Origin of the sequence: Halorubrum trapanicum, assembly GCF_017873555.1 — an archaeon.
In the GTDB taxonomy this organism is placed as follows: domain Archaea; phylum Halobacteriota; class Halobacteria; order Halobacteriales; family Haloferacaceae; genus Halorubrum; species Halorubrum trapanicum.
Window position 1 is genome coordinate 274,183 of record NZ_JAGGKE010000003.1, and the last position, 16,101, is coordinate 290,283.

Annotated in this window: 18 protein-coding genes; 13 read left to right on the forward strand and 5 right to left on the reverse strand. The window is 67.9% G+C overall.

Going from position 1 to position 16,101, the window contains the following annotated elements; translation table 11 throughout:
* Position 1: 1 nt before the first annotated feature.
* The 8 genes from J2744_RS05610 (at position 2) to J2744_RS05645 (ending at position 5,251) form a co-directional block, all read left to right on the forward strand.
* Complete coding sequence (locus tag J2744_RS05610; RefSeq protein ID WP_209545551.1) at positions 2–712, forward strand: 50S ribosomal protein L32e; 711 nt, start codon at positions 2–4, stop codon at positions 710–712.
* The gene (locus J2744_RS05615) at positions 705–1,166 is read left to right on the forward strand and encodes a 50S ribosomal protein L19e (RefSeq protein WP_209545552.1); all 462 of its coding nucleotides are present in this window, start codon (positions 705–707) and stop codon (positions 1,164–1,166) included. The genes J2744_RS05610 and J2744_RS05615 overlap by 8 nt, the downstream gene beginning before the upstream one ends.
* Positions 1,166–1,723: a 50S ribosomal protein L18 gene (locus J2744_RS05620; RefSeq protein ID WP_209545554.1), complete on the forward strand. Its 558-nt coding sequence runs from the start codon at positions 1,166–1,168 to the stop codon at positions 1,721–1,723. The genes J2744_RS05615 and J2744_RS05620 overlap by 1 nt, the downstream gene beginning before the upstream one ends.
* Positions 1,716–2,363, forward strand: coding sequence for a 30S ribosomal protein S5 (locus tag J2744_RS05625; RefSeq protein ID WP_209545556.1), 648 nt, complete (start codon positions 1,716–1,718; stop codon positions 2,361–2,363). The genes J2744_RS05620 and J2744_RS05625 overlap by 8 nt, the downstream gene beginning before the upstream one ends.
* Positions 2,363–2,827, forward strand: a complete 465-nt coding sequence (locus tag J2744_RS05630; RefSeq protein WP_209545558.1) for a 50S ribosomal protein L30 — start codon at positions 2,363–2,365, stop codon at positions 2,825–2,827. Before J2744_RS05625 ends, J2744_RS05630 begins: the two co-directional genes overlap by 1 nt.
* Complete coding sequence (locus J2744_RS05635; protein WP_209545562.1) at positions 2,824–3,321, forward strand: uL15m family ribosomal protein; 498 nt, start codon at positions 2,824–2,826, stop codon at positions 3,319–3,321. Before J2744_RS05630 ends, J2744_RS05635 begins: the two co-directional genes overlap by 4 nt.
* Position 3,322: 1 nt before the next feature.
* Complete coding sequence (gene secY / locus J2744_RS05640) at positions 3,323–4,807, forward strand: preprotein translocase subunit SecY (RefSeq protein WP_209545565.1); 1,485 nt, start codon at positions 3,323–3,325, stop codon at positions 4,805–4,807.
* Positions 4,808–5,098: 291 nt separating this feature from the next.
* Positions 5,099–5,251: a hypothetical protein gene (locus J2744_RS05645; protein ID WP_209545567.1), complete on the forward strand. Its 153-nt coding sequence runs from the start codon at positions 5,099–5,101 to the stop codon at positions 5,249–5,251.
* A gap of 287 nt (positions 5,252–5,538) precedes the next feature.
* Here J2744_RS05645 and J2744_RS05650 read toward each other — a convergent pair whose 3' ends face one another.
* On the reverse strand, positions 5,539–6,327 hold the full coding sequence (locus J2744_RS05650) for a hypothetical protein (RefSeq protein WP_209545568.1): 789 nt from the start codon (positions 6,325–6,327) through the stop codon (positions 5,539–5,541).
* A 194-nt stretch (positions 6,328–6,521) separates the two neighbouring features.
* Between J2744_RS05650 and J2744_RS05655 the strand changes: the two genes are divergently transcribed.
* From J2744_RS05655 to J2744_RS05665, 3 genes are all read left to right on the forward strand, one after another.
* Positions 6,522–7,652, forward strand: a complete 1,131-nt coding sequence (locus J2744_RS05655) for a tRNA (guanine(26)-N(2))-dimethyltransferase (RefSeq protein WP_209545569.1) — start codon at positions 6,522–6,524, stop codon at positions 7,650–7,652.
* A 119-nt stretch (positions 7,653–7,771) separates the two neighbouring features.
* Complete coding sequence (locus J2744_RS05660) at positions 7,772–9,097, forward strand: YihY/virulence factor BrkB family protein (RefSeq protein WP_209545571.1); 1,326 nt, start codon at positions 7,772–7,774, stop codon at positions 9,095–9,097.
* A gap of 15 nt (positions 9,098–9,112) precedes the next feature.
* Complete coding sequence (locus tag J2744_RS05665) at positions 9,113–10,105, forward strand: phosphatase PAP2 family protein (protein ID WP_209545572.1); 993 nt, start codon at positions 9,113–9,115, stop codon at positions 10,103–10,105.
* 37 nt (positions 10,106–10,142) lie between these two features.
* Here J2744_RS05665 and glnA read toward each other — a convergent pair whose 3' ends face one another.
* Positions 10,143–11,513, reverse strand: coding sequence for a type I glutamate--ammonia ligase (gene glnA, locus J2744_RS05670; RefSeq protein WP_209545574.1), 1,371 nt, complete (start codon positions 11,511–11,513; stop codon positions 10,143–10,145).
* A gap of 126 nt (positions 11,514–11,639) precedes the next feature.
* Between glnA and lrp the strand changes: the two genes are divergently transcribed.
* A complete protein-coding gene (gene lrp, locus J2744_RS05675) occupies positions 11,640–12,098 on the forward strand; it encodes an HTH-type transcriptional regulator Lrp (protein ID WP_209545576.1) in 459 nt (152 codons plus the stop codon).
* A gap of 23 nt (positions 12,099–12,121) precedes the next feature.
* Here the strand turns inward: lrp and J2744_RS05680 are convergent, their stop codons facing one another.
* Together J2744_RS05680 and gap are read right to left on the reverse strand one after the other, a co-directional pair.
* A complete protein-coding gene (locus J2744_RS05680) occupies positions 12,122–13,351 on the reverse strand; it encodes a phosphoglycerate kinase (protein ID WP_209545577.1) in 1,230 nt (409 codons plus the stop codon).
* 97 nt (positions 13,352–13,448) lie between these two features.
* Positions 13,449–14,501: a type I glyceraldehyde-3-phosphate dehydrogenase gene (gene gap, locus J2744_RS05685; RefSeq protein WP_209545579.1), complete on the reverse strand. Its 1,053-nt coding sequence runs from the start codon at positions 14,499–14,501 to the stop codon at positions 13,449–13,451.
* Positions 14,502–14,709: 208 nt separating this feature from the next.
* On the opposite strand from gap, the gene J2744_RS05690 reads away from it, so the two are divergent.
* The gene (locus J2744_RS05690) at positions 14,710–15,090 is read left to right on the forward strand and encodes an Hsp20/alpha crystallin family protein (RefSeq protein ID WP_209545580.1); all 381 of its coding nucleotides are present in this window, start codon (positions 14,710–14,712) and stop codon (positions 15,088–15,090) included.
* A gap of 27 nt (positions 15,091–15,117) precedes the next feature.
* Here J2744_RS05690 and J2744_RS05695 read toward each other — a convergent pair whose 3' ends face one another.
* Positions 15,118–16,029 (reverse strand): ATP-grasp domain-containing protein, encoded by a 912-nt coding sequence (locus J2744_RS05695; protein WP_209545582.1) that lies wholly within the window; start codon positions 16,027–16,029, stop codon positions 15,118–15,120.
* Positions 16,030–16,101: the final 72 nt, after the last annotated feature.

Consider the following 16,101-nt stretch of genomic DNA (forward strand, 5'->3'; position numbering starts at 1 on the left):
GATGGCAGACGAACTGGAAGACATCAGCGGTGTCGGTCCCTCGAAGGCGGACGCCCTTCGCGAGGCCGGCTACGAGACGGTCGAGGACGTGAAGGCCGCCTCCCAGTCGGAGCTCTCCGAGGTCGACGGCGTCGGCAACGCGCTCGCAGCGCGTATCAAGGCCGACGTCGGCGGGCTGGAGGTCGACGAGGAGGCGGACGCGGAGATCGAAGACGAGACGGACGAGGAGGAGTCGGTCGAGGAGACCGACGAGACCGACTCCGTCGAGACGGAGCTTCGCCCCCGCGGGCACGCCGACAAGACGCCGGAGCTGGACGACGAGACCGCTCGCGCGCTCGCACAGAAGCACCGCGAGGGGAAACCGCAGTTCAACCGGCAGGACTACCACAAGAAAAAGCGGATCCCGACGTCGTGGCGCAAGCCGCGCGGCGGGCTCTCCAAGCAGCGCCGCCGCATGAAGTCGAAGGGACCGGTCGTCGAGGCCGGCTTCCGTTCGCCGACGGCGTCGCGCGACCTACACCCGAGCGGCTTCGAGGAGGTCCGCGTTCACAACACGGACGACCTCGAGGGCGTCGACGGCGACACGCAGGCGGTGCGTATCGCCTCGAAGGTCGGCGGTCGCAAGCGCGAACTGATCGAAGACGAGGCGGAGGAGCGCGAGATCCGCGTGCTGAACCCGACCTACGTCGAAGTGGAGGTCGACGATGAGTGACCTGAAGGCGCAGAAACGGCTCGCAGCGGACGAGATGGACGTCGGCAAGGGCCGCGTCTGGCTCGACCCCGAGGCACAGGAGGAGATCGAGGACGCCATCACGCGAGAGGACGTCCGCGAGCTCATCGAACAGGGAACGATCCGCGCGAAGGACGAGAAAACGAACTCGCGCGGTCGCGCCCGGGAGCGCGCCGACAAGCGCTCCTACGGGCATCAGTCGGGCGCCGGTACCCGGAAGGGTCGATCCGGCGCGCGGCAGAACACGAAAGACGACTGGAAGGCGCGCATCCGCGCACAGCGGGCCCGCCTGAAGGAGCTTCGCGACGAGGAAGACGTGCTCGACGCCTCCGAGTACCGCACGCTCTACAACAAGGCGAGCGGGGGAGACTTCGAGGACGTCGCCCGTCTCGAGGCGTACATTCGGACGCAGTACGGTTACGAGGTGACGGACTAATGGCGACAGGACCACGATACAAGGTGCCGATGCGGCGCCGCCGCGAGGTCCGGACGGATTACCATCAGAGGTTGCGCCTGCTGAAATCGGGCAAGCCTCGCCTGGTCGCTCGGGTGAGCAACGCTCACGTCAGGGCGCAGCTGGTGACCCCCGGATCCGACGGTGACGAGACCCACGCGGCCGCCTCCAGCGAGGAGCTCGGCGAGTACGGCTGGGACGCCCCCACGGGCAACCTCCCCAGCGCGTATCTCACCGGCTTCCTCGCGGGCGCCCGCGCCGTCGACGCCGGCCTCGACGAGGCCGTCCTCGACATCGGGCTCAACACGGCGACGCCCGGCAACAAGACGTTCGCGGTACAGGAAGGAGCGATCGACGCGGGCCTCGAGATCCCGCACAACGACGACGTGCTGGCCGACTGGTCGCGCACGCGCGGCGAGCATATCGCCGACTACGCCGAGCAGCTCGACGAGCCGCTGTACAGCGGTGAGTTCGACGCCAGCGAGCTACCCGAGCACTTCGATTCCGTGCTCGCGACAATCCAGGAGGACCATGAGTAGACACAACGACGGCTGGGAACCACGGACGCGACTCGGCCGCAAGGTACAGGACGGTGAGGTTACGTCGATGGAACAGGCGCTCGAATCCGGTCTCCCGCTGAAGGAGGCCGAGATCGTCGACCAGCTCCTTCCGGGGCTGGAAGACGAGGTGCTGGACATCAACATGGTCCAGCGGATGACCGACTCGGGCCGCCGCGTGAAGTTCCGCTGCGTGGTCGCCGTGGGTAACCGCGACGGCTACCTCGGTTACGCGCAGGCCCGAGACGATCAGGTCGGCGGCGCCATCCAGAAGGCGATCGACGTCGCGAAGCTCAACATCATCTCGGTCGACCGCGGCTCCGGTTCTTGGGAGGACCAGCCCGGCGGCACCAACTCCCTGACCCGGACGGCGAAGGGGAAGGCCGGCTCCGTCACCGTCGAGATCAAGCCCGCCCCGCAGGGGCTGGGCCTCGCGGCCGCGGAGACGGTCCGCAACATTCTGGAACTCGCCGGCGTCGAAGACGCCTGGACGAACTCCGACGGCAACACGCGCACGACGGTGAACCTCGCGAAGGCGACGTTCAACGCCTTGGAGAACGCGGCGCAGTCCCGCACGCCCCAGCACGCGCGCGAAGTCCACTACGACGAGGTGAGCGAGTGATGCAGGCGATCGTACAGCTCCGCGGCGATGTCAACCTCGAGTACGGCGTCGAGGACACGCTCGACATGCTGAACGTCGGGCGCGTCAACCACGCGACGTTCATTCCCGAGACGGACTCCTACCGCGGCATGATCACGAAGGTCAACGACGTCGTCGCGTTCGGGGAACCGAGCGTCGAGGCCGTCGCGAGGACGATCGCGTTGCGCGGCGAGCCGCTGGAAGGCTCTGCCGACGTCGACGACGAATGGATCGACGACAACACCGAGTACGCCGACCTGGAGGCGCTGGCCGAGGCGCTCGTCGACGAGGAGACGACCCTGCGCGATCAGGGTCTCTCGCCGACGCTCCGACTCCACGCGCCCCGCGGCGGTCACGAGGGAATTAAACACCCCGTGATCGAGGGCGGCGAACTCGGGGAACACACCACCGAGGAGATCGACAGTCTCCTGGAGGCGATGCGATGACGAGTAAGAAACGACGACAGCGCGGCTCTCGGACGCACGGCGGCGGCACGCACAAGAACCGGCGCGGCGCCGGTCACCGCGGCGGCCGCGGCGCGGCCGGTCGCGCGAAACACGAGTACCACAACTACGGCCCGCTCGGCAAGCACGGGTTCAAGCGACCCGAGGACGCTCAGACGGAGGTCCTCGAAGTGAAGATCCAGAAGCTCGACGAGGACGCGGCGCTGTACGCCGCCGAGGGTCTCGCCGAGGAGGACGGCGACGCGTACGTCTTCGACGCGCGCGATGTCGTCGAGGACGGCTACGAGGCGGACGTCGTGAAGGTGCTCGGTGGCGGACAGGTCCGCCGCGAGCTTCACGTCACGGCGGACGCGTTCACCGCCGGTGCGGTCGAGCTCATCGAGGAGGCCGGCGGCGAATCGACCCTCTCCGAGCGCGCCGAGGAGGCCGCTGACGAACCGGAAAACACTTCCGACGACGAGAACGACGAGGCGTAATATGAGCTGGAAGGAGGCCGCCGAACCGGTGCTCTCGCGGATGCCCGTCGTAGAGCGGCCCGCGGGACACGTCCCGTTCAGACGGAAGCTCATGTGGACGGCAGGGATCCTGATCGTCTACTTCTTCCTGACCAACATCAACCCGTTCGGGTTGGATGTCGGTCAGAGCTCCGACTTCTTCGGGCAGTTCCGGTCGGTGCTCGCCGGCTCGTCCGGGTCACTGTTACAGGTCGGTATCGGACCGATCGTCACGGCGTCCATCGTTCTCCAGCTTTTGGGCGGTGCGAACCTCCTCGGACTCGACACGGAGAACGACCCGCGTGACCAGGTCCTCTATCAGGGCCTCCAGAAGCTGCTCGTGGTCATCGTCACCGCCCTGACGGCGGCGCCGATGGTGTTCACCGGGGGCTTCCTTCCGGTCGACGGCGCCGTCGGTGACGCGCTCGGGATCGGCACGTTCGGCGTTCAGGGGCTGATATTCGCGCAGATCTTCGTCGGTGGCATCCTCATCCTGTTCATGGACGAAATCGTGAGCAAGTGGGGCGTCGGCTCCGGTGTCGGGCTGTTCATCATCGCGTCGGTGAGCCAGCAGATCGTCGGCGGCTTCTTCAGCTTCTCCGCGCTCGGCGCCACCGGCTTCTTCGCGAGCTGGTACGGCGTCATCGTCGGCGACGTGCCGGCCTCGCTGTCGCCGTTCACGGCTGAGGGGCTCCAGAACCTGCTGTTCGATCCGGGGAACATTCTGGCGCTTTTCACCACGGTGTTCATCTTCGGGATCGTCGTGTACGCGGAGTCGGTCCGCGTCGAGATCCCGCTGTCGCACGCCCGCGTGAAAGGCGCCCGCGGACGCTTCCCGGTGAAGCTCATCTACGCGTCCGTTCTGCCGATGATCCTCGTTCGCGCGCTACAGGCGAACATCCAGTTCCTCGGCCAGCTGCTCTCCTCGCAGTGGGCGGGGATGCCGGCGGCGCTCGGCGTTTACAGCGACCAAGGGCAGCCCATCGCGGGCCTGTTCTACTACCTGAACCCGATCCAGAGCCGCAACCAGTGGATGTGGTTCCTCGGCGAGCTCGAGGCGGCATCCATCGAGCCGTGGATGATCGCGGTCCGACTCGGAGTCGACCTCACGTTCATGATCGTCGGCGGCGCCATCTTCGCGATCTTCTGGGTCGAGACCACCGGTATGGGACCCGAGGCGACCGCGAAACAGATCCAGAACTCCGGGATGCAGATTCCCGGGTTCCGCCGGAACCCACAGGTCGTCGAGAAGGTCATGGAGCGATACATCCCACAGGTGACCGTCATCGGCGGTGCCCTCGTCGGGCTGCTCGCCGTGATGGCGAACCTGCTCGGCACCATCGGTCAGGTCTCCGGGACCGGGCTGCTGCTCGCGGTCTCTATCACGTACAAGCTGTACGAGGAGATCGCCGAAGAGCAGCTGATGGAGATGCACCCGATGATGCGCCAGATGTTCGGTAACGAGTAACGAACATCAGCGCTTCTTTACATTTTTCTCGACTCTGAGCGACCGCTCCGTACTCAGCTGTGCCCTATCCGAGAGTGGTCGCAGTGACCGACTCGGACGACGCTTTCGGCCAACTTGACGAGTCGACCCAGTTTACGACGAGATACGAGGGCGGATGCGACGCGGGAACCGTCTCACAGTGTCGATACTGCGGTGAGACGCATACCCGGACCGACGGTCTGGAGGCTCATCGCCTCATCACAGACACGGGACCACCAGTAGTCTTTTGCGAGTTGGTTGGCAAGGTCAGGTGTGAGTCTCACTTCGGACGACTTCGAGGAGTTCGTTTCCTCGGATCCCGCTGATGACGAGACGGTCCCGCTCGGACAGGCACTCTCAGAGCTGGGACTCGATGTCGGGGGTGACACCGTCGAAGCCGTTCGTGACGTCCGCGAACGGTTATGAGTACTCCTCGACACGAACGTTCTCGTCGCAGTAGTTACTCGGGATACCCATCGGTCTGATTTTAACGCTACTCTCGATTCGAGTAGGTCAGGCCGGGGACGGAGCGGTTGTCGGTCCTCGAAGCGGTGGCGGGCGTCCTTCTGCCGACGCGGAGCGGCACGTCACCGGGACGCAGCGTGGTGCGCTCGAAACCAACACGGGTGGGACTCGGATCCACAGTCTCCCGACCGAGCCGATCGGTTTTAGCCGCGCTCGTCCGGCCTGTCCATCGATCCCGTCGGAGCCGGCTACGAGTCGTCGCGTCGCTTCGCCGCCTCGTCGGCTCCGTCGTCGCCCTCCTCGGCGGCTTCTTCGACCTTTTCGCCGACGGTTTCTTCGACGGTCTTCTCGACGGTTTCCTCGACCTTTTCGCCGACGGTTTCTTCGACGGTCTTCTCGACGGTTTCCTCGACCTTTTCGCCGACTGTTTCCTCGACGGTCTCTTCGACGGTTTTCTCGACCGTTTCCTCGACGGTTTCGCCGACTTTCTCCTCGACGGTTTCGCCGACCTTCTCCTCGACAGTCTTCTCTACGGTCTCGCCGACGGTCTCCTCGACTTTCCCCGTGACTTCCTCGCTGACGGTGTCGCTGACGTCGTCGGCGACCTCGCTGACCTCCTTGTTGACGGTTTCGCCGACGCTTTTTTCGACCTCCTTGCTCACCGTCTCTTCGACCTTTTCGCCGACGGTCTCCTCGACGGTTTTCTCGACTTCTTTGCTGACCGTTTCGCCGACGGTCTTTTCGACCTCCTTGTTGACGGTTTCGCCGACCGTTTTCTCGACTTCCTTGTCGACGGTCTCGCCGACGCTCTCCTCGACCTGTTTGCCGACCTGGTCCGCGACCTCGCGGGTCATCCAGTCCGGGTCGAAGCGCGCCATCTTCCAGACGACGTGGATCACGTACGAGGCGAACACCCCGATCCCGAACGCCATCGCAACGCGGTTCACCGGAAGCGTCGCGATGAGCACGATCGACAAAGCGATCAGCGCGCCGTACGCGATGTCGGTGATCGCGTCCACCCGCGCCGGGCTTACCATCCTCGTCCCTCCGTTCCGCCGTCGACCGCGTCCCGCCGCCGTCGCGTGGCGTCTCCGTTCATACGTCCACATTCTGAGCCGCCGGCGTAAAAGCCTCCCTCGTTGCGCGTCCGGTTCCTGTCGCGTTCGCCGCTTTCGAGGTCGCCCTCACCACGGAGCGCGGCCCTTTTAGCCCGGATAACCGAACCGACGGTATGGACATCGAAGAGGGCGGACTCACCGTCTCCGTCCCGGAGGCGCGAGACGGCGCCAGCGAGGGCACCGGCGGCGGCGTCTTCTTCAACCCGACGCAGGAGCTGAACCGCGACGTGACGGTCGCGACGCTGCGCGCCTACCGCGACCGCGAGCCGCGAGTTGCCTCGTACCTCGACGCGATGGCGGCCTCGGGGATCCGAGGCGTCCGCGCCGCCGCCGAGGGGTACGAGGTCACCTGCGCCGACGTCGACGCGGACGCGGTCGACCTCGCCGCCGCGAACCTCGACGCAAACGGATTGGACGGCGAGGCGGTCCACCGCGACGTCAACGCCCTGCTGTACGACGAGGGACCGTTCGACGTCGTTGACCTCGATCCCTACGGCACACCGATCCCCTTCGCGGACGCGGCGTTCGCGAACGGCCGCAACTTGGTCTGCGTCACCGCGACCGACACCGCGCCGCTGTGTGGCGCCCACCTCAACAGCGGGATCCGCAAGTACGGCGCGGTCCCGCGCAACACCGACTACCACCCGGAGATGGGGCTTCGGACGCTGATATCGGCGCTCGTCCGGACCGCAGCGCGCTACGACAAGGCGGCGCGACCCATCGTCTCGCACGTCTCTCGCCACTACGCGCGGACCTACCTCGAACTGGAGTCGGGCGCCCGCGCGGCCGACGACTGCCTCGAAGCGCTCGGGCACATCGACCACTGCGAGGACTGTCTGTGGCGATCGGCGACGCCCGGCCGAATCGCCGACCCGGTCGACGCGTGCCCGGAGTGCGGGAGCGACCGCGTCCTCACGGCCGGTCCGACCTGGCTCGGTCCGGTCGCGGACGCCGACTTCGCGCGCGCGGTCCGCCGCGAGGTGACCGACGACATGGGCGAGGCGAAGCGCGCGCGCAGGCTGCTCGGCACCGTCGCGCGCGAACTCGACACGCCGACGCACTACGACCAGCACCGGCTGTACAAGCAGTGGGGCGAGCCGGCGATCGGGATGGACGAGTTCGTCGAGCGCCTGCGCGGGGCCGGCCACGAGGCGAGCCGCGCGCACTACCGCGGGACCGCGGTGAAGAGCACGGCGTCGATTCCAGAGATGCGCGAGGCGGTCCTCGGCGACGACACGGACTGACGGGAAGTTTCCGGCGACGACGCGGACTGCCGGGAAGTTTCCGACGACACGGACAGACGGGGCATCCGTCGGCGGTCGGCACCCTCTCGCTTTTGTCGCCATCGGCCGAAACCCGGAGCGTGTTCCGACACTCGCGCACCGCGTTCGGCACGGCCCGGCGCGTCGCCGACCTCGCGATCGACCGGCAGGTGACGTTTCTCGCGGCCGCCATCGCCTACTACGCGTTCGTCTCGCTCGTCCCCGCGCTGCTGTTGCTCGTCGTCGTCGCCACCGCCGTCTTCGGCGAGACCATCGCCGCGGAGCTGGTCGCGTCGACGGGCGAGTTCCTCACGCCGGCCGGCGAGGAGGCGGTCGTCGCCGCCGTCTCCTCCGCCGGCGGCCGGACCGGCGCGAGCCTGCTCGGGCTGGGCGTGCTGCTCTGGTCGACGCTCAAGGTGTTTCGCGGGCTCGACACGGCCTTCGTCTCCCTGTACGGCGGCGACGGGACCCCGGGGTTCCTCAGGCAGGTCGTCGACGCGGCCTCGGTCGTCGTCGCCGTCGGCGTCGGCATCGGCGTGATGGTCGTCGTCGGCGCGTTCGTCGCGGCCGCGGACGCGGTCCCGCTGGTCGAGGCGGCGAGCGTCCTCGCGTTGCCCGCCTTCCTCGCCGCCGTCTTCCTCCCGATGTACTATCTCCTCCCGCAGCCGACGCTCACGGTCCGCGAGGCGCTTCCCGGGGCGGCGTTCGCGGCGGTCTGCTGGACGCTGCTTCAGGCCGGCTTTCAGGTGTACGCCGCGAGCGCGGCGCAGTACCAGGTGTACGGCGTTATCGGCGGTATCCTGCTTCTGGTCACGTGGCTCTACCTCGCGGCCGTCGTCGTCGTGCTCGGCGGCGTGGTCAACGTGGTGCTCGCGGGACGGGTCGGCGGTCCCGACGACGCCTCCGACGCCAGCCGGAACGAGGGGTTCGCCGGCGCCGCCCGTCCCTCGGACGACGCCGCGGACCGGCAGTTACAACAGGACCGCGGCCGACCCACCGGTATGAACGGCGAGTCGGACGCCTCCGAGGGCGACGGCGAACGGCCGCGCGGCGCGCCGGACGTCGCCGCCCTCGAAGCGGAGGTCCGGGAGCTGCGGTCGCAGCTCGACGAGTTCGAAGACGACGTGGAACGCCGCACGGTCGACAAGCCCGAGGTCGAGTCGGAGCTGAAACGGTACGTCCGCTCGCGGATGCGCCGCGGACACGCCCGCGGCTGGGGTCCGTACCTCGTGTTGCTGTACGGAACGGTGCTGACGCTCGCGGCGCTGACGTCGCTTCAGGGGATCTACGCGGTCGGCGCCATCGTCGTCCTCGGACTGTCGACGCTCGGGCTGTACACGATCTTCGTCGTCGTCGGCATCGGCCTGAACCTGCTCGAAACGCCCGGAAAAGCCCTCGATTACGCCCGTAACCGCGGCGATGACTGATCGAGTGATCGACACGTGACCGGACTCGTCGCGGCCGAGCGCGGGATCGGTGAGACCGGTCTCGTCGACGCGCTCCCGGAGTTCGTCGTCGTCGCCTTCGCGGCGGTCACCCACCTCGCGGACCCGTGGTTCCTCTTCGCGCTGCTCGCGGTCGGTTACTGGTTCGCGAGCGAGGGGGTCGCGGGGTCGCCGCGCCGCGCCGGCGCGACAGCGGTCGCGGCCGTCACCTGCGCGTACGCCGCGACGGCGCTCGGTAAGGCGTGGTTCGCGGTGCCCCGGCCGCTCGGCGCGATGGGACCCGCCGAGGTCCCGACGTGGCTCCCCGCGCTCCTGTCCGGCTGGTACGAGGCGCAGGTGCTCTCGGACGGGTTCGGCTTCCCGAGCGGCCACGCCACCGGCGGCGCGACCGCGTACCTCGCCCTCGCGCTGCTGTACGATCGGTTCTGGACCGACCGCGCCCGCTACCTCGCCGCCGGGACGGTCGCCGTCGCCGTCGCGGTCTCCCGGGTCGTCATCGAGGTCCACTACCTCGTCGACGTGCTCGCGGGGCTGGCCGTCGGCGCGGGGACCGTCGCCGTCGCGCTGTGGCTCGCCGGCGATCCGCGGGTCCGGCGCTCGGCGAGCGCGGCGGCGGCCGCCGGCCCGACAGCGCGACTCAACCCCGCGCCCGCGTTCCTGCTCGCCGCCGTCGTCTCCGCGGGCGCGCTGGCAGTCGCCGTCGCGGGCGGGCACACCGGTGAGGTCGTCGAGGCCGGCATCGGGATCGCCACCGGCGCCGGCGGCGCGATCGGCTGGCGGTTCGTCGACGGCGACGAGCCGGCGGTCCCGGTCCGGGTCGCGGTACCAGCGCTCGCCGTCACCGGCGGGCTCTGGGTGGGCGCGTACGCGCTCGCCGACTCGCTGCCGGTGACGCTCGTCGCGACGACCGCCGCCGTGGTCGCCGTCGTCGCGCTGCCGGCGCTGGCCGAACGGGTCGAGCCGTCGCTCCGCGGGTCGGGCGAGGCGTGAAAAAATACGAACGCGCGGCGTCGGTTCCGGGTCCGCCTCAGAACGTCTCCAGGTAGCGGTCCTCCTCCCACTGCGACACCTGGGTGAGGTACTCGCTGAACTCCTGAGACTTGGCCTCGGCGAACTTCTCCGAGGTGTGCGGACCGAGCGCCTCCTGGAGCACCTCGTCTTCCTCCAGCTCCTCGACGGCGGCGCCGAGGTTCGGCGGCAGCGTCTCGATGCCGTACTCCTCGCGCTTCTCGTCGTCGAACTCGTAGATGTCCTCGCGGACCGGTTCGCCGGGGTCGGCGCCGGTCTTGATCCCGTCGAGACCGGCGGCGATGAGCGACGCCATGCCGAGGTAGGGGTTACAGGACGGGTCGGGGCTGCGGACCTCGAACCGGGCGGAGACGCCCGCGGCGTCGGGTACGCGGACGAGCGCCGAGCGGTTCGTGTCGGACCACGCGACGTAGATGGGCGCCTCGTAGCCGGGCACCAGGCGCTTGTAGGAGTTCACGGTCGGGTTGGTGACGGCCGTGAACGCGGGCGCGTGGTTCAGGATGCCGCCCATGAACTGGTAGGCCGTCTCGCTCAGGTTGAACTCGTCCGAGTCGTCGGCGAACGCGTTGCCGTCCTCGTCGAACAGCGAGATGTGGCTGTGCATGCCCGAGCCGTTGATGTCGGCGATCGGCTTGGGCATGAACGTCGCGTGGAGGTCGTGCTGTGCGGCGACCGCGCGGACGACGGCGCGGAACGTCGCGATGTTGTCCGCGGTCGTGAGCGCGTCGTCGTACTTGAAGTTGATCTCGTGTTGGCCCTCGGCGACCTCGTGGTGCGAGGCCTCGATCTCGAAGCCCATCTCCTCGAGGGTGAAGATGATCTCCTTGCGCACGTCCGAGGCGAGGTCCTTCGGCGCCAGATCGAAGTAGCCGCCGTTGTCGTGGGGGGTCGTCGTCGCGTTCCCCTCGTCGTCGGTCTTGAACAGGAAGAACTCCGGCTCGGGACCGATAGAGACCGAATACCCCATCTCCTCGGCCTCGGCGAGGACCGACTTCAGGACCTGCCGCGGCCCGCCGACGAACGGCTCCCCGTCGGTGTCGACGATATCACAGATGAGGCGCGCGGCGCCGGAGCCGTCCTCGCCGTCGCTGCGCCACGGGAGCACCGCGAAGGTGTCGGGGTCGGGGACGAGCCGCATGTCCGACTCCTGGATGCGCACGAACCCCTCGATGGAGGAGCCGTCGAAGTAGATGCCCTCGGTAAACGCCTTCTCCGCCTGGTGGGCGGGGACGGAGACGTTCTTCACGACGCCGAGGATGTCGGTGAACTGGAGCCGCAAGAAGTCGACGTTCTGCTCTTCGATTTCGTCGAGTACCGCCTGTTCCTCGGCCGTGAGGCCGCCGTCCGGTTTCGCGTGTTCGTCCGTCATGTTCTGGACGCTTCATTCGTTATCTGCCAGTATAAAGGCCTTATCGCTTGGCGCATGAACCGCCAGACTGGCAAAACTGCTGGACGTTCGTAAAATTCTAAACCCCCGGAAGCGTGGTTAGGTGTGATGACGTACGAAAACCTCGACGCGAAGCTCATCAACTCCCTGCTCAGCAACGGACGTGCGAGCCTTCGGAGTCTGGGCGACGAGCTCGACGTCTCGGTGACGACCGTTTCGAATCATCTCCGCGATCTGGAAGAAGAGGGCGTTATAGACGGGTACACACCCGTCGTCGACTACGACAAGCTCGGCTACGACGTGACGGCCGTGCTCCAGCTCAAGGTGGAGGGAAGCGCCCTGCCTGACGTCACCGAGAAGCTGCGCCAGGAGAAACAGATGGTGAGCGTCTACGAGGTCACCGGCGACTACGACGTGATCGCCATCGGGAAGTTCACCGACACGGACGGGATGAACGACCAGATCAAGTCGATCCTCACCGACGCGGACATCCGCGAGTCGAACACGAGCGTCGTCCTGAACGCGGTCACGGAAAACGAGCAGTTCGACCTCGACGTCGAGGAGTAGTCCGGTCGACTGTCGCGCCGCCCCTATCGCTTTCGCCGCTTCGCCGCCGCCTCCAGCACCTCCACCGCCGGGAGCGGCTCGCCGGTCAGCGCGCGGATGTACGCGCCGCCCGCGATGGAGACGTGCGAGAAGTCCCCCTCGCTCAGGCCGTACATCCCGATGGCCCGCGAGGTGTCGCCCCCGCCGACCACGGAGAAGCAGTCGGTCTCCGCGATGGCTTCGAGCACGCCCACGGTGCCGTCCGCGAACCGCTCGTCCTCGAAGACGCCGAGCGCGCCCTTCACGAACACCGCGTCGGACTCGCGGATCGCCGGCTCGTAGTCGGCGACCGTCGCGGAGCCGACGTCGAGGTACCCCGCCGTCTTCTCGTCGATGTCGTCGACCGCGACCTCCGCGCGGTCGCCGTCGGAACCCTCGTACGCGAGGTCGGTCGCGAGGCGGATCTCGTCGCCGCGCTCGTCGAGTACCGATTCGATCAGCTCGCGGTTCCGCTCCCACTGCTCGTCGAACAGGTCCATCTCGCCCACGTCGTGACCGACGGGGTGGCCCGCGGCGCGCAAGAACAGCTCACCCGCGACGCCGCCGAGCAGGAAGCGGTCGACCCGGTCGTCGAGGGCGTCCATCACGCCGATCACGTCGGTCGCCTTGGTGCCGCCGACGACCATCGTGACGGGACCGTCGAACTCGCGGGTCGCGATGGCGGTGTTGGCCTCGTACTCCGTCTCCATCACGCGGCCCGCGTACGCGGGGAGGACGAGCGGGAAGCCGACCAGCGAGGCGTGCAACCGATGCGCCGCCGAGTAGGCGTCGTTGACGTACGCGTCGAACTTCGGCGCCAAGGTCTGAACGAACTCCGTCTCCGACTTCTCCTCGGGCGACTCCTCCGGCAGCTCGTCGTCGCACATCCGGGTGTTCTCCAAGAGGAGCACCTCGCCCGCGCCGAGCGCGTCGATGGCCGCCAGCGCCTCGTCGCCGTAGGTGTCCGCGACGAAGCCCACCTCGCGGTCGACGTGGTCGGCGAGAATCTCCGCGTGGCCCGAAAGCGACGTGAAGTCGTCGCGGCCGGGGCGGCCCTGATGGGCCATGAGGACGACGCGGTGACCGGCGTCGGCCAGCTCGCGGACCGTCTCCGCGTGGCGCTCGAACCGGCGGTTGTCCTGCGGTGCTCCGTCCTCGATGGGCGAGTTGAGGTCGAGTCGAACGAGGACGCGCGAGTCGGCCGGGAGGTCGTCGATGGTGTCGAACGCGGACATACGTGTGTGGTCGTCGATGAGATATTTAAGGAGTCGTTCTCCGGGGGAACGTTGCCGCCGGGGGTTTGGGCTTCGCTCGTCAATCGCGATCTGCCGCTTACGCCTCGTCGTGGACGTAGGCGGCCATGTCGAGCATCCGGTTCGAGAAGCCGTACTCGTTGTCGTACCAGGTGAGGATCTTCAGGAGCTTCCCGCCGGCGATGACGTTCGTCGACTGGAGGTCGACGTAGCTGGAGAACGGCAGCCCGACGATGTCCGAGGAGACGACCTCGTCGTCGGTGTAGCCGAGCACGCCCGCGAGCGGGCCGGAGTCGGCCGCGTCGCGGAAGGCGGCGTTGACCTCCTCCTCGGTGACGTCCTCGTCGAGGCTGACGACGAACTCGGTGATGGAGCCGGTCGGGACCGGGACGCGCATCGCCATGCCGTCGATTTTGCCCTCCAGCTGCGGGAGGACCTCCTGGGCGGCGCCCGCGGCGCCGGTCGAGGTGGGGACGATGTTCTCGGCGGCCGCGCGCCCGCGGCGGCGCTTGCTCATCGGGCCGTCGATGAGGCTCTGGGAGCCGGTGTAGGCGTGAACCGTGGTGAGGGTGCCGGCGTCGATGCCGAACTCCGCGTCGAGCACCTTCGCGACCGGCGTGATGGAGTTCGTCGTACAGGAGGCGTTCGAGATCACGTCGTCGCCCTCGTACTCGTCGTGGTTGACGCCGTAGACGAGCTGTTTGACCGGCTTCTCGCCCTTCGGCGGGGCGGAGATGATCACGGTGTCGGCGCCGCCGTCGAGGTGCGCGCTCGCGTCGTCGCGGGTGCGGAAGATACCCGTACACTCCAGGGCGACGTCGACGTCGAGCTCGTCCCACGGGAGGTCAGCGGGGTCCTGGACGTTGAACAGCGGGACCGAGGTGCCGCCGACCGTCAGCTCGTCGCCGTCGCGCTCGACGCCGTCGAGCCGGCCCATGACGGTGTCGTACTTCGCGAGATACCCCATGTCGTCGAAGTCCATCACGTCGTTGATCCCGACGAGTTCGATTCGCGGACTCTCCAGGGCCGCGCGGAACACGTTGCGCCCGATGCGACCGAAGCCGTTGAGTCCCACTCGAACGACCTCGTCGTCGCTCACGTCGTCGCCGGCCGCAAGCTGCGATTTACTCATGTTCGAAAAAGGCGAGGCGCAACTACTTAAATCCGGCTCAGTCGCCCCGAGATCGTCATAATCGTTCGAATTTGTTACGGACGCCGTCCGCGTCAGAGCGGAACCACCGCGGGCCGTTGCCGATCGCTAACCACCTCGCGTGGGGCGGGTAGCGGCCGATACGGTGACCGACAGAAGGCTTATCGGGGTCACCGACTTCACGGGAGACATGGACAGAGACGACCGCGACGATCCGTTCGGAGACTTCTTCGAGGAGATCGAGCGGATGATGAACGAGATGGCCAACGGCAGTCCCCCGTCGGCCGACGACGCCGGGTTCGGCTCCGACACCCACGTCGACGCCTACACCACCGAGGAGTCGGTGCGTCTCGTCGCCGACCTCCCCGCCGTCTCGAAGGAGGAGCTCTCGCTGCGCTGTGACGGCGACGCGCTCACTATCTCCGCGGTCTCCGACCGGCGCGAGTACGACGAGACCGTCGACCTCCCCGCGCCCGTCGACGAACACTCCGCGGACGCGACGTTCAACAACGGCGTCTTGGAGGTCTCGTTCGACCGCGACGACGACAGCGCGTCGATCGATCTCGTCTGAGTCCGCGGTCCCCCCTCGAAACCGCTCTTACTCCTGGTTCGCGGTCCGCCGGATCAGCGCCGCGAGCCGGTCGTAGAAGGCGTCCTCGTACTTCGTCGCGGCGTCGACGGTCGGCCGCGCGTTCGTCTCGTTGACGACGAGTCGGTCGTCGGTCGCGAGCAGGTCGACGCCGAGGTAGTCGATCCCGAGCGCCCCGGCCGCGCGCTCGGCGAGACCGCGGGCGGGCGGGTCGAGTTCGACGCCCCGGGCCGTCGCGCCGCGGTGGACGTTGTGTTTCCACCGGCCGGCCGCGAGCGCGTCGTCGTCGAGTTCGCGTTCCACCGCCCCGGCGTACTCGCCGTCGACGACCATCGCGCGGTAGTCGCGCGCGTCCGGGAGGAACTCCTGGATCAGGAACGATTTGTCGCCGGTCGCGCGGTAGTCGTGGATCAGGTTCAGGTAGTCGACGACGCCGAGAAGCGAGTCGAGGTCGGTCGCGGTCGCGACGCCGACCCCGCGGGTCGCGGAGTTCGGCTTCACGACGACGGGGTACGAGAAGTCGGCGACCGCGTCGACGACGACCGACTCGTCGACCGGGTTCGACACGAGCGTCGTCTTCGGCGTCGGCAGCCCGGCGGCCGACAGCCTCGCCAGCACGCCGGCCTTGTTCCGCGAGGTCACGACCGCGTCGCGGCCGTTCACCCACGGGACGCCGAGGCGCTCGTCGACGACCGCACCCTCCATGAGTCGGGTCGGGTAGACGAGACCGACGTCGAAGCCGTCGAACTCGTCCGGGTCGACCGCGGCGGTGCCCGCCGTCTCTCCGCCGGCTTCACCGCTCGAAACCCGGAGCGCCCGCTCTTTCGCTCGGACGTGACCCACCTCGACGCCGCGGTCCGCGAGCGGCCCGCGCACGCGTTCGAACGTCTCCGCGTCGGTGGTCATCGCGAGCCGGAGCATACGCTCGTTGGGGCCCGTTCGGACTTAAAAACCGCGCGAGCGGTGCGACGACAGCGACGACAGCACGTTACG

Bases quoted from the DNA above. Each gene is read 5' to 3' on its own strand.
- J2744_RS05610 (WP_209545551.1), top strand. From the start codon at position 2: ATGGCAGACGAACTGGAAGACATCAGCGGTGTCGGTCCCTCGAAGGCG.
- J2744_RS05615 (WP_209545552.1), top strand. From the start codon at position 705: ATGAGTGACCTGAAGGCGCAGAAACGGCTCGCAGCGGACGAGATGGAC.
- J2744_RS05620 (WP_209545554.1), top strand. From the start codon at position 1,166: ATGGCGACAGGACCACGATACAAGGTGCCGATGCGGCGCCGCCGCGAG.
- J2744_RS05625 (WP_209545556.1), top strand. From the start codon at position 1,716: ATGAGTAGACACAACGACGGCTGGGAACCACGGACGCGACTCGGCCGC.
- J2744_RS05630 (WP_209545558.1), top strand. From the start codon at position 2,363: ATGCAGGCGATCGTACAGCTCCGCGGCGATGTCAACCTCGAGTACGGC.
- J2744_RS05635 (WP_209545562.1), top strand. From the start codon at position 2,824: ATGACGAGTAAGAAACGACGACAGCGCGGCTCTCGGACGCACGGCGGC.
- secY (WP_209545565.1), top strand. From the start codon at position 3,323: ATGAGCTGGAAGGAGGCCGCCGAACCGGTGCTCTCGCGGATGCCCGTC.
- J2744_RS05650 (WP_209545568.1), bottom strand. From the start codon at position 6,327: ATGGTAAGCCCGGCGCGGGTGGACGCGATCACCGACATCGCGTACGGC.
- J2744_RS05655 (WP_209545569.1), top strand. From the start codon at position 6,522: ATGGACATCGAAGAGGGCGGACTCACCGTCTCCGTCCCGGAGGCGCGA.
- glnA (WP_209545574.1), bottom strand. From the start codon at position 11,513: ATGACGGACGAACACGCGAAACCGGACGGCGGCCTCACGGCCGAGGAA.
- lrp (WP_209545576.1), top strand. From the start codon at position 11,640: ATGACGTACGAAAACCTCGACGCGAAGCTCATCAACTCCCTGCTCAGC.
- J2744_RS05680 (WP_209545577.1), bottom strand. From the start codon at position 13,351: ATGTCCGCGTTCGACACCATCGACGACCTCCCGGCCGACTCGCGCGTC.
- gap (WP_209545579.1), bottom strand. From the start codon at position 14,501: ATGAGTAAATCGCAGCTTGCGGCCGGCGACGACGTGAGCGACGACGAG.
- J2744_RS05690 (WP_209545580.1), top strand. From the start codon at position 14,710: ATGGACAGAGACGACCGCGACGATCCGTTCGGAGACTTCTTCGAGGAG.
- J2744_RS05695 (WP_209545582.1), bottom strand. From the start codon at position 16,029: ATGCTCCGGCTCGCGATGACCACCGACGCGGAGACGTTCGAACGCGTG.